This is a genomic window from Stenotrophomonas sp. HMWF023, assembly GCF_003060985.1.
Lineage (GTDB): Bacteria > Pseudomonadota > Gammaproteobacteria > Xanthomonadales > Xanthomonadaceae > Stenotrophomonas > Stenotrophomonas lactitubi.
Genome location: NZ_QAIJ01000051.1, coordinates 5335 through 16735, shown reverse-complemented (window position 1 = coordinate 16735; position 11401 = coordinate 5335). Strand labels below are relative to the sequence as shown.

Below are 11401 nucleotides of genomic sequence, written 5' to 3'. Positions count from 1 at the left end.
CCTGCAGGCGCCTTCACAAGATACCTGCGCATACTTTCAAAGATCCGGGGAAGTGGCCTCAGCGCCGTTCCCGTGTGCTGCGAAGTTTCCTTCGTAGCGAGCCGCCTATTATGCCGGACTTTTCGAGTCCGTCAACACCTTTCGTTCGATCATCTCGTTCGGCGGTGGTGGCGTCCCTTGTGTCGCTGAAGCCCCTTGTTGGCGACCCCTGCGACGGGGGAGGGAAAGTATGTCCCTATTCGCGGCCTTTGTGAAGGGGGTGTGGCAACTTTTTTCATCGGATGTTGCATCCGTTCATGCGCAGGCGCTGCGACAGGGTTCCACGAAGAGCGGCAGAGCGGCGGCTCTGCTCTGCTACAGCAGAAGCAGGGGCCGGCTGCGCCGGCCCCTGCCCCGGGTCAGGCAGCGACCAGGCGCACGCGGGCGAAGGTGCGCTTGCCGACCTGCAGCAGGCCCTCGAAGCCGGGCTGCAGCACCTGCTGACCGTCTTCCACCACTTCGCCGTCCACCTTCACCGCACGCTCCTTGAGCTTGCGGTTGGCCTCGGAGTTGCTCGGAGTCAGGCCAGCAGCGGTCAGCAGTGCGGCAATACGCAGGCCTTCGGCCGGGATCGCCACGTCCTGCAGCGGCAGCTGGGTGATATCGCCCTGCCCCGTGACAGCCGCTTCCCAGCCGGCAATCGCCTGTTCGGCCGCTGCGGCGTCATGGAAGCGGGTGGCCAGTTCACGCGCCAGGCGCAGCTTCACCACACGCGGGTTCAGGCCAGCGGCGATCTGCTCGCGCAGGGAGGCCGCTTCGGCCTGGCTGATATCGAAGGACAGCAGCTCGATCCAACGCCACATCAGGGCGTCATCCACCTTCATGGTCTTGGTGACGATGTCGATGGCCGGTTCGCTGATGCCGATGTAGTTGCCCAGCGACTTGGACATCTTGTTGACGCCATCCAGGCCCTCCAGCAACGGCATGGTCAGCACCACCTGCGGCTTCTGGCCGTGGTGCTCCTGCAGGCCACGGCCCATCAGCAGGTTGAACTTCTGGTCGGTCCCCCCCAGCTCGACGTCCGCTTCCAGGGCCACCGAGTCGTAGCCCTGCACCAGCGGGTACAGGAATTCGTGGATGGCGATGGACTGCTGGGCGGCGTAGCGCTTGGCGAAGTCGTCGCGCTCGAGCATGCGCGCCACGGTGTGCTGGCCGGCCAGGCGGATCATGTCGGCTGCGCTCATCTTGCCGAACCACTCCGAATTGAAGCGGACCTCGGTGCGGCTGCGGTCCAGCACCTTGAACACCTGCTCTTCATAGGTACGGGCGTTGGCCACCACGTCGTCGCGGCTGAGCGGCTTGCGGGTCAGGCTCTTGCCGGAGGGGTCGCCGATCATGCCGGTGAAGTCGCCGATCAGGAAAATGACCTGGTGGCCGAGGTCCTGGAACTGACGCATCTTGTTCAGCAGCACCGTGTGGCCCAGGTGCAGGTCAGGCGCAGTGGGGTCGAAGCCGGCCTTGATGCGCAGCGGGCGGCCTTCCTGCAGGCGCGCGCGCAGATCCTCGAGCTTGAGGATCTCGTCGGCACCGCGGCCGATCAGGGCAAGGGCTTCTTCAATCGAGGACACGTGACTACTCCCGGCAACGCCGTTTCTTATGTGGGGTGTTAAAGCGAAGTTAACCCGATCGGCTTCACAAAAGCCAATAGGCACAAGGGTTTGACGCGAATTTGTTAGGTGTCTATGTTACCGGCGTTTGGGCCCGCGTTCCCGGGTCAGCCAGAGACCGACATCTGATGCTCAATTCCGATCAAGGCCGCGCACGCAAGCAGCGCTTCCAGGAACGACTCCACGTCCTGCACGACAACGCCCTGCACCGGAAGCTGAGGCAACACCTACCCGCTGCGTTCAATGAGCGCTGGACGCGCCGTCATTGGATGCACGCCAGCCTGTTTGTGACCATCGGCGCACTGGTGGCCACGATCGTGCCAGGCTTCTCGCACACCATCGATGCCCCCTACGCCGACAGCCACACCAGCCTGGCACTGCCGTTGCCGCCGCTGGCAATGGCCCGCCAGCAGCAGATCCCCGGCGACAGCTGGCAGGTGCTGCGGGTACAGCGCGGGGAGACCCTGAGCGACCTCTTCGACAAGGCCGGCATCTCGGCAACCACCCTGCACCGGGTGCTGGACCATCCGGGTGCGCGCGAATCGCTGACCAAGCTGCGCCCGGGCGCCGAGATCGCCTTCGACATGCCGCTGTCCGGTGACCTGCGCAGCATCCGCTTCGACCGCGACGCCGACAACCGGGTCGAGCTGAGCCTGAGCGGCGATGACATCAAGGAAACGGTGACCAAGCGCGAGACGTCCACGCGGACGGTGGTCACCAGCGGCGAGATCACCAGTTCGCTGTATGCGGCTGCACGCCGCGCCGGACTGTCGCCATCGGCAATCGCGACGATGACCGACGACATCTTCAAGTACGACATCGACTTCTCCAAGGACCTGCAGCCGGGCGACCGCTTCAGCGTGGTGATGGACGAGACCTGGCGCGAGGGCGAGAAGGTCGACACCAGCAAGATCCTGGCAGCCACCTTCACCACCGGCGGCAAGACCTACTCCGGCTTCCGCTTCGACCGCAACGGCAAGTCCGAGTACTACGACATCAGCGGCCGTTCGCTGAAGAAGAGCTTCATCCGCATGCCGATCCCGTTTGCGCGGCTGAGTTCGACCTTCGGCGCGCGCAAGCACCCGGTGCTGGGCAAGATGCGCATGCACAAGGGCGTGGACTACGCCGCGCGCACCGGCACCCCGATCATGGCCGCCGGCGACGCGCGGGTGCAGTTCGTCGGCGTGCAGCGCGGTTACGGCAACGTGGTGATCCTTGACCACGGCCGTGGCCACACCACCCTGTACGGCCACATGTCGCGCTTTGCCGGAATCAAGAACGGCCAGCGCGTGGCCCAGGGCACGGTGATCGGCTACGTCGGCTCGACCGGCCTGGCGACCGGCCCGCACCTGCACTACGAGTTCCGGGTCAATGGCGAGCACCGCAACCCGCTGACGGTGACCATGCCGCCGCCGGAGCCGCTGAAGGGCGCCGAGCTGGTGGCCTTCCGGGCGCAGACCGCGCCGGCGATGGCCCGCATCCAGGGCATGGAGAAGCTGATCTACGCCGACGCCAGCCCTGCACCGGCCGCCGAAAGCGCGACCACCGAGGTGGCCAGCGCCAAGGACAAGGCGCCGGCAGGCCGCAAGCGCGGCTGAGCCCTGCGTTGACGAAGGAGGACACGGCAGCACAAGCTTGCCGTGTCCTTTTTTTATGCCCGCCATGAACACCACTGCCGATCCATCCCTTCCCCTTTACCTGGGCCTGATGTCGGGCACCAGCGCTGACGGCATCGATGCCGCGCTGGTGCAGTTCCCGGCCGACGGGGGGTGCCGCTTCGTGCATGGGCTGACCGCCCGCTGGGAGCCGGTACTGCGGGCGCGGCTGGTAGCCCTCGGCGAGGGCGGCCCGCTGCAGTCACTGGAGGAGCTGGGCGAGCTGGACGCGCGGATTGCGATCAGCTTCGCCGCCGCCGCCAACCAGCTGCTGGACGAAGCCGGTGTCGACCGTTCTCAGGTGCGGGCCATCGGCTCGCACGGGCAGACGGTGCGCCATCGACCGCTGGCCGATCCGGCCTTCACCCTGCAGCTGGGCGACGGCAACCGCATCGCCGAACTGACCGGCATCACCACCGTGTGCGATTTCCGCCGCCGCGACGTTGCCGCCGGCGGCCATGGCGCGCCGCTGATGCCAGCCTTCCACCTGGGCATGCTGGGTGCGGCCGATGAGGACCGTGCGGTGCTGAACCTGGGCGGGATCGCCAACCTGACCCTGATTCCGCGCGAAGGCGTCGTGCGTGGCTTCGATACCGGCCCAGCAAATGCGCTGATGGATGCCTGGTGCCAGCGCCATACCGGGCGCAGCTTCGACGCTGACGGTGCCTACGCGGCCAGTGGCGCGGTGGATGACAGCCTGCTGGCCGGCTGGCGCGCCGACCCGTGGTTTGCGCTGCCGCCGCCCAAGAGCACCGGGCGCGAGCAGTTCCACCTGCCGTGGGCCGAAGCACACATGGAGGAAGGCCAGTTTGCTGCCGCCGATGTTCAGGCGACGCTGCTCGAGCTGACCGCGGCCACGGTGGTTGATGCGCTGCTGGCCCAGCAGCCGGACACCCGTCGGGTGCTGGTGTGCGGCGGCGGTGTGCGCAACGCGCAGCTGATGCGGCGGCTGGCGGCGCGGCTGCCGGGCGTGGTGGTCGAGTCCACGGCGCTGCACGGACTGGACCCGGAGTATGTGGAGGCGATGGGGTTTGCCTGGCTGGCGCAGCGGACGATGGACGGGCTGGCGGGCAACCTGCCGAGCGTGACCGGGGCGAAGGGGCCGCGGATTCTCGGGGCGATCCATTTGACGTGAGGTGACGCCATCCGCCGGGCATGGCCCGGCGCTACCCGTCGGCGGCGCACGGTAGCGCCGGGCCATGCCCGGCGACACGACATCAGATCAATCGAAGCCTTGGCCGGCGGGAAGCACCTGCAGTGCGGCAATGGCCGCGGAAAGGGCATCGACTTCGGGATCGCCGAAGCCGGAGCGGACCTCCAGTTCACTGCTGAACAGGCCCTGCTCCAGCAGGACCGCGCAGGTCTGTTCGTGGGTCCAGCCTCGGGCAACCGAGACCCGTTTGATGCGTTCCAGCAGCAGCGGGTCCAGGTCCCGCAGCACTACGTCGGCCATGCTCACTTCCCCGTTCGCAAGGCACCGCCCCCTCGGCGCGTCGGGGCGATCATCCCGCAGTAAGCGCGGACAGGCAATCAGGCGGCTGGTGATGGCCCACGATCAAGGATGCGTGGCCACAGCCAGGCCAGCAGCAGCATGGTCGGCACCACCGTGACGGCGCTGAGCATGAAGAAGGTGCTGTAGGACGTCGCTTCCACGATGTAGCCGGAGACGCCGCCGACGAACTTGCCCGGCAGGTTGGCCAGCGATACCAGCAGGGCGTACTGGGTCGCGGTGAAGTTGCGATCGGTCAGTGAAGACATGAACGCCACCAGCACCGTGCCGGCGAAGCCCTGGAACAGGTTGTCGGCACTGAGCGCGGCGTAGAACGCCCACATCTGTCCCGGATTGTGTGCCATCAGCAGGAAGGCCAGGTTGGACAGGGCCACACCCAGCGCCGCGACAAGCAGCATCCGGCGGAAACCGAAGGCGGCAACGGCGATACCGCCAATGAACGCCCCACCAATACCCATCCACACGCCGAACAGCTTGGAGACCGTAGCGATGTCGGCCTTGTCGAAGCCCGAATCCAGATAGAAGGGTCCGGCCATCACGCCGATGACCTGGTCGGGAAATTTGAAGAACCCGACGAACGCCAGCAGTGCCAGCGCCAGCGCCATGCCGTTGCGGGTGAAGAAGCTGGTGATCGGCTGTACGAACGCTTCGGCAATGTCGATGCGGCGCTGGACGGCGTTGGCCGGACGCTCGGGCTCGCGGCAGAACAGGGTGGTGATGATCGGCACGATCATCAGTGCGGCCATGGCCAGATAGGCAATGATCCAGCCTTCGAACTGTGCCAGGTACAAGGCGCCTGCACCGGCCAGGATCAGGCCGATGCGATAGCCCAGCGTGTACGTGGCGGCCAACGCAGCCTGCGCGGTCTGCGGGGCGATCTCGATGCGGTAGGCGTCGACCACCGAATCCTGGGTGGCACCCGCAAACGACGCCACCAGTACCCAGGCCACCAGCGGCCACACGCCCTGCTCTGGCCGCACGAACGCCAGTGCAACCAGGCCCACCAGCACCAGGATCTGCGAGACCAGCAGCCACGAGCGGCGGCGACCCAGGAAACCCAGCAACGGAAACGCGTAGCGATCCAGCAGGGGTGCCCAGACAAATTTGAGCAGGTAGAAGAAGCTGGCCAGGCTGATCAGGCCGATGCTGCCCAGATCGAGGCCGACATCGCGCAGGCGGGTGGACAGGGTTTGCGAGGCGATCAGCAGGAACGGCAGGCCGCTGCCGAAGCCCAGCAGGGCCATGGTCAGCGCCGAGGGCGTGCCGAACGCACGCTTGATGCCGGCCCAGCCCTTGTAGCCGGCCGGCTTGGCAGCCTCTGTCACAGGTCGTAGTCCACGATGAACGGTGCGTGGTCGGAGAAGCGCTGGTCGCGGTAGATCGAGCAGCTGCGCAGACGGTCACGCAGGCCCGGGGTGATGAACTGGTAGTCGATGCGCCAACCGACGTTGTTGGCGCGGGCGGCGCCACGGTTGCTCCACCAGGTGTAGTCCTCACCGGTCGGATTGAGCAGGCGGTAGGCATCGGCCCAGCCGCGACCGGTGGCCACATCGGTGGCCTGGCCGTGGTCGGCGCACAGGGCGTTGAGCCAGTCGCGCTCCTCGGGCAGACAACCGGAGTTCTTCTGGTTGGACTTCCAGTTCTTGATGTCCAGCGCCGAGCGGACGATGTTCCAGTCGCCACACAGCACGTAGTCGCGGCCGCTGCGCGCCCACTCTTCGAGGATCGGCCGCAGCCACTCCATCACTTCGAACTTGAAGCCCTGGCGCAGGTCACCCGAACTGCCGGACGGGATATAGAAGGAGACCACGCTGAGATTGCCGAAGCGTGCCTCGATGTAGCGGCCTTCGTCGTCGAACGGGGCCCAGCCCAGCGAGGTGATTACCTGGTCCGGTTCGCGCTTGCTGTAGATCGCCACGCCGCTGTAGCCCTTCTTGGTGATGGCATCGCGGTAGAAGCAATGGTGGCCGTCCGGACGGAACATCGGGTCGGTCAGCTGGTCTTCCTGGGCCTTGGTCTCCTGGATGCAGAGGACGTCGGCGTCCTGGCCACGGAACCAGTCGAGGAAGCCCTTGGTGGCGGCCGAGCGGATGCCATTGGCATTGAAACTGATGATGCGCATGCGGAAGAACCTACGGCGGGAAACCGGGCAAGCATACCGGTTGCCTGCCGGGCTGAGCAGCCCGCGGGGACCGCCCCGGACACCCGCGTGAAGGCGCTGGACGAGCGCAGAAAGCCCAGCTGGATTAGGATTTGCGCTCCAAATGAAGATGAATCGAGTTTTGATGAGCGACCACCGTCACCGTTTCCTGCAGCTGGCCCTGACCGCCGATGCCCTCCGCTTCGGCCAGTTCACCCTCAAGTCCGGCCGGCTGAGCCCCTATTTCTTCAACGCCGGCCGTTTCGACTCCGGTTCCCTGCTGTCGCAGCTGGGTGCGTGCTATTCCGACGCCATCGACGCCACCGGGATCAAGTACGACGTGGTGTTCGGCCCGGCCTACAAGGGCATTCCGCTGGCCACCGCAATGGCCTGCGAGCTGGCCCAGCGTGGCCGCGATCTGCCGCTGTCGTTCAACCGCAAGGAAGTGAAGGACCATGGTGAAGGCGGCCAGCTGATCGGCGCCGACATGACCGGCAAGCGCGTGCTGATCGTCGACGACGTGATCACCGCCGGCACCGCCATCCGCGAGGCGCTGGCGATCATCCGCGCTGCGGGCGGCATTCCGGCCGGCATCGTGGTGGCCTTGGACCGCCAGGAGATCGCCTCGGACACCGACCATCGCTCGGCCGCGCAGGCCGTGGCTGAAGAAGCCGGCATCCCGGTGATCGCGGTGGCAACGTTGGCCGACCTGCTTGATTTCGCGTCCGGAAATCCGGAACTTGTAGGCTACCGGCAGCCGCTGGAGGCCTATCGCGCCCAGTACGGCGTCCGTTCCACGCGCTGACCATCAGGGGGAAGCCCGCATGTTCCGAGTTCCTGCCATCGTTGCTGTCAGCCTGCTGCTGGCGATGCCGCAGACGCTGCTGGCACAGTCCGGCGGCAAGGCTGCAGACAAGAAGCTGTACTGCTGGAACGAGGGCAAGGAGCGGATCTGCAGCGATGCGCTGCCGGCCGATGCGGTCAACCACGCCCGCGATGAGTTCAGCGCCAACAGCGGCCTGCGCAATGCGCAGGTGCAGCGCGCGTTGAGCGATGAGGAACGCGCTGCCGCCAGCACGGCGGCGGCGCAGGTCCAGTTGGACCAGATGGCCGAGCAGACCCGGCAACGCACCGAACAGGCGATGCTGACCACCTACGGTGACGAGAACGCGCTGCGGCGCGTGTTCGCCGAACGCCAGGAGGTGCTCGACAACAACCTCAAGACCGCCCAGTACAACGTGGCCAGCCTGCGTGATTCGCTGGTGGCCCTGCTTGCCGCCGCCGGTGACCGCGAACTGGCCGGCGGCAAGGTGGCCGACAAGCAGGCCCAGGCGATCGCCCAGCGCCATGCGCAGCTGAAGTCGCAGCAGCGGCTGCTGGCCAGCTTCGAACAGCAGCAGCAGGCATTGAAGGTCGAGATCGAAAGCAGCCTGCAGCGCTATCGGCAACTGAAGGGATTGGCGCCGGAGGCGGCTCCGGCACAGACCCCGACGGGTTGAGCGCCGCGCCAGCGCCGGCCATGGCCCGGCGCTGGCGGATGCCGGGTTACGGCCTGGGCCCTGAAATTTATGCACTCTTTACGCGTCGGCCCGGTCCGGCGCGTAGTGCGTTTATGGGGGTGGGGACGACGATGACGGCCTGAGGTGGAGGGGTTCCACCAGGTCTCAATTCCATGTCCCCCTGGCTGTCGTTGCTGTGTGGCGTGCTGGTGCTGGTTGCCGCCGCCTATCTTCTTTATGTCGTGCTGCGGCCCGAGTCGTTCTGAGCGGAGCCTGCCATGACTGAAATTCTTGCCATTCTTGCCGCCAGCCTGCTGCTGGCCTGGCCCCTGGGCCTCTATCTTGCCCGGGTGATGCGCGGCACGCCGATGAAGGTCGACGTGCTGTTCCACTGGATCGAAAAGCCGCTGTACAAGGTGCTCGGCGTCGATCCCTCACGTTCGATGTCCTGGCGGGGCTACGTGCTGGCGTTCGTGCTCAGCAACGTGGTGATCGCGGTACTGACCCAGGCCGTGTTCATGACCCAGGCATGGTTGCCGTTGAATCCGGACCAGATCCCGAACATGCGCTGGGACACGGCGCTGCACACGATGATCTCGTTCCTGACCAACACCAACCAGCAGCACTACTCCGGCCAGGCACAGCTGTCCTATTTCTCGCAGATGACCGGCATCACCGGCCTGCAGGTAGTGACGCCGATGATGGGCCTGGCGCTGGCCGTGGCGACGCTGCGGGCGTTGTTCTCGCGTGCGCCGAAATCGGTCACCGCGCCCGTCGCGGGCGATGACCGCCAGGTGGCGGTGGGCAATTACTACACGGACGTCGTGCGCTTGTGCGTGCGCTTCCTGTTGCCGCTGTGCCTGGTATGGACGCTGCTGCTGACCAGCCAGGGCGTGCCCTCCACGATGGCCGGTGGCCCGCAGGCCACACCGATCGATGCCAGTGCCGGCATGGCGCAGCAGAAGCTGCCGCTGGGTCCGGTTGCGGCGATGGTCGCGGCCAAGCAGCTGGGTGCCAATGGTGGCGGCTGGTATGGGCCGAACAGCAGCTTCCCGCTGGAGAACCCGACCCCGGTGTCGAACATGCTGGAGGTAATCGGCATCCTGCTGGTGCCGATGGCGGTGATCTTCATGATCGGCGCGTTCACCGGCCGCCGTCGTTTCGGCGCGCTGGTGTTCAGCTGCATGCTCGGCATGTCGCTGCTGTCCACCGGCGCGATGGTGTGGAGCGAGGGTCATAGCGCCAGCGCGGCCACGCCGCTGCTGATGGAAGGCAAGGAAGTGCGCTTCGGCGCCGATGGCACCGCGCTGTGGGCGGCGGTGACCACCCAGGTCTCCAACGGTTCGGTCAACGGCATGCACGATTCGCTGAGCCCGCTCTCTGGCGGCCTGGCGATGGTCAACATGCTGGTCAGCGCGATCTGGGGCGGCATCGGCTGCGGCCTGCAGCAGTTCATCGTGTACCTGCTGCTGGGTGTGTTCCTGGCCGGGCTGATGACCGGCCGTACGCCGGAGCTGTTCGGTCGCAAGCTGGAAACGCCACAGGTGCGCCTGCTGGCCCTGCTGGTGCTGCTGCAGCCGATCACCCTGCTGCTGTTCACCGCGATCACGCTGGCCGTGCCCGGTCTGGCCGGTACCTCCAATCCCGGTTTCCACGGCATCAGCCAGGTGTTCTACGAGTATGTCTCGGCCTACGCCAACAACGGTTCGGGCTTCGAGGGCCTGGGTGACGCCACGCCCTGGTGGAACCTGAGCTGCTCGCTGGTGCTGCTGTTGGGCCGCTTCCCGCTGCTGATCATCCCGCTGGTGGTGGCCACACAGCTGGCCGCCAAGCGGCAGGCCCCTGAATCGGCCGGCAGCCTGCAGATCGAAACCCCGACCTTCGCCCTGACCCTGGTCTCGGTGATCGTCATCCTGACCGTGCTGCAGTTCATGCCGGCGCTGGTACTCGGCCCGATCGCCGACCACCTGAGTCTGGGACTGCACTGAGGACACCCCCATGAGTAGTCACGCAACCGCAAACCGTTCCTCTTCCGTGGCGTCCCGCCCGGCCCTGCTCGATGCCGCCGGCCTGCGCCGCGCGCTCATCGAGGCCGTACGCAAGCTGTCGCCGATGCACCTGGTGCGCAGCCCGGTGATGGCGGTGGTGATGGCCGGCACGATCGTCGCCGCGATCATCACCCTGACCGGCAATGCACCACTGGGCTTCGGCCTGGCGGTGACGGTGATCCTGCTGGTCACCGTGCTGTTCGGCAATTTCGCCGAGGCCGTAGCCGAGGCACGTGGCCGTGGTCAGGCCGCTTCGCTGCGCCGTGCCCGCCAGGACCTGGTGGCGCGCCGTCTGGCGTCGGCGCAGGTCGGTGCAAGTGAAACCCAGGTGCCCGCCGCGGAACTGCGCCCTGGGGACCACGTGATCGTCAGTGCCGGCGAGCTTGTGCCGGCCGACGGCGAGATCGTGCAGGGCCTGGCCACCATCAACGAAGCGGCGGTGACCGGCGAGTCGGCACCGGTGCTGCGCGAGGCGGGTACTGATCGCTCCGGCGTGATCGGCGGCACCAAGGTACTGTCCGACCAGATCGTCGTGCGCATCACCGCCGAGCCGGGGCACAGCTTCCTGGACCGGATGATCGCGCTGGTGGAAGGCGCCAACCGGCAGAAGACGCCGAATGAAATCGCGCTGACCCTGCTGCTGGCGGCGATGACGCTGACCTTCCTGGTGGTGGTGGCGACGCTGCCGGCGATCGGTGCCTCGGTGGGCGTCAAGGTGGATCCGCTGCTGCTGATTGCGCTGCTGGTGTGCCTGATCCCGACCACCATTGGTGGCCTGCTGCCGGCCATCGGCATCGCCGGCATGAACCGTGCGCTGGCCGCCAACGTGCTGGCCAAGTCGGGCAAGGCGGTGGAAGTGGCCGGTGACGTCGACGTGCTGCTGCTCGACAAGACCGGCACCAT

At 66.6% G+C, this 11401-nt stretch carries 10 protein-coding genes and 1 pseudogene; 7 read left to right on the top strand and 4 right to left on the bottom strand.

Annotated features, from left to right (window positions below):
- Positions 1–398 precede the first annotated feature (398 nt).
- Positions 399–1607, bottom strand: coding sequence for a tyrosine--tRNA ligase (tyrS, locus tag DBR20_RS02165; protein ID WP_108265029.1), 1209 nt, complete (start codon positions 1605–1607; stop codon positions 399–401).
- Between the two features lie 167 nt (positions 1608–1774).
- Between tyrS and DBR20_RS02160 the strand changes: the two genes are divergently transcribed.
- Together DBR20_RS02160 and DBR20_RS02155 are read left to right on the top strand one after the other, a co-directional pair.
- The gene (locus DBR20_RS02160; RefSeq protein ID WP_108265028.1) at positions 1775–3244 is read left to right on the top strand and encodes a peptidoglycan DD-metalloendopeptidase family protein; all 1470 of its coding nucleotides are present in this window, start codon (positions 1775–1777) and stop codon (positions 3242–3244) included.
- 64 nt (positions 3245–3308) lie between these two features.
- On the top strand, positions 3309–4436 hold the full coding sequence (locus DBR20_RS02155) for an anhydro-N-acetylmuramic acid kinase (protein ID WP_108265027.1): 1128 nt from the start codon (positions 3309–3311) through the stop codon (positions 4434–4436).
- A gap of 87 nt (positions 4437–4523) precedes the next feature.
- On the opposite strand, the gene DBR20_RS02150 is transcribed toward DBR20_RS02155, so the two are convergent.
- From DBR20_RS02150 to DBR20_RS02140, 3 genes are all read right to left on the bottom strand, one after another.
- Positions 4524–4754: a hypothetical protein gene (locus DBR20_RS02150; protein WP_108265030.1), complete on the bottom strand. Its 231-nt coding sequence runs from the start codon at positions 4752–4754 to the stop codon at positions 4524–4526.
- 77 nt (positions 4755–4831) lie between these two features.
- Positions 4832–6136 (bottom strand): MFS transporter, encoded by a 1305-nt coding sequence (locus tag DBR20_RS02145; protein ID WP_108265026.1) that lies wholly within the window; start codon positions 6134–6136, stop codon positions 4832–4834.
- Entirely contained in the window at positions 6133–6933 is an 801-nt protein-coding gene (locus tag DBR20_RS02140) for an exodeoxyribonuclease III (RefSeq protein WP_089241327.1), read from the bottom strand. Before DBR20_RS02140 ends, DBR20_RS02145 begins: the two co-directional genes overlap by 4 nt.
- Before the next feature lie 163 nt (positions 6934–7096).
- Between DBR20_RS02140 and pyrE the strand changes: the two genes are divergently transcribed.
- From pyrE to DBR20_RS22515, 5 genes and pseudogenes are all read left to right on the top strand, one after another.
- On the top strand, positions 7097–7756 hold the full coding sequence (gene pyrE / locus DBR20_RS02135) for an orotate phosphoribosyltransferase (protein WP_089241329.1): 660 nt from the start codon (positions 7097–7099) through the stop codon (positions 7754–7756).
- A gap of 19 nt (positions 7757–7775) precedes the next feature.
- Complete coding sequence (locus DBR20_RS02130; RefSeq protein ID WP_108265025.1) at positions 7776–8450, top strand: hypothetical protein; 675 nt, start codon at positions 7776–7778, stop codon at positions 8448–8450.
- 173 nt (positions 8451–8623) lie between these two features.
- Positions 8624–8716, top strand: a complete 93-nt coding sequence (locus DBR20_RS02125; RefSeq protein WP_005407770.1) for a potassium-transporting ATPase subunit F — start codon at positions 8624–8626, stop codon at positions 8714–8716.
- Between the two features lie 12 nt (positions 8717–8728).
- Complete coding sequence (kdpA, locus tag DBR20_RS02120; protein ID WP_108265024.1) at positions 8729–10438, top strand: potassium-transporting ATPase subunit KdpA; 1710 nt, start codon at positions 8729–8731, stop codon at positions 10436–10438.
- Between the two features lie 10 nt (positions 10439–10448).
- A pseudogene (locus DBR20_RS22515) lies at positions 10449–11401 on the top strand (HAD-IC family P-type ATPase); the annotation flags it as partial.

What these genes read in the sequence shown, in the direction of transcription:
- DBR20_RS02130 (WP_108265025.1), top strand. Translation starts at nt 7,776, where the DNA reads ATGTTCCGAGTTCCTGCCATCGTTGCTGTCAGCCTGCTGCTGGCGATG.
- kdpA (WP_108265024.1), top strand. Translation starts at nt 8,729, where the DNA reads ATGACTGAAATTCTTGCCATTCTTGCCGCCAGCCTGCTGCTGGCCTGG.
- DBR20_RS02150 (WP_108265030.1), bottom strand. Translation starts at nt 4,754, where the DNA reads ATGGCCGACGTAGTGCTGCGGGACCTGGACCCGCTGCTGCTGGAACGC.
- DBR20_RS02125 (WP_005407770.1), top strand. Translation starts at nt 8,624, where the DNA reads ATGTCCCCCTGGCTGTCGTTGCTGTGTGGCGTGCTGGTGCTGGTTGCC.
- DBR20_RS02140 (WP_089241327.1), bottom strand. Translation starts at nt 6,933, where the DNA reads ATGCGCATCATCAGTTTCAATGCCAATGGCATCCGCTCGGCCGCCACC.
- DBR20_RS02155 (WP_108265027.1), top strand. Translation starts at nt 3,309, where the DNA reads ATGAACACCACTGCCGATCCATCCCTTCCCCTTTACCTGGGCCTGATG.
- DBR20_RS02160 (WP_108265028.1), top strand. Translation starts at nt 1,775, where the DNA reads ATGCTCAATTCCGATCAAGGCCGCGCACGCAAGCAGCGCTTCCAGGAA.
- pyrE (WP_089241329.1), top strand. Translation starts at nt 7,097, where the DNA reads ATGAGCGACCACCGTCACCGTTTCCTGCAGCTGGCCCTGACCGCCGAT.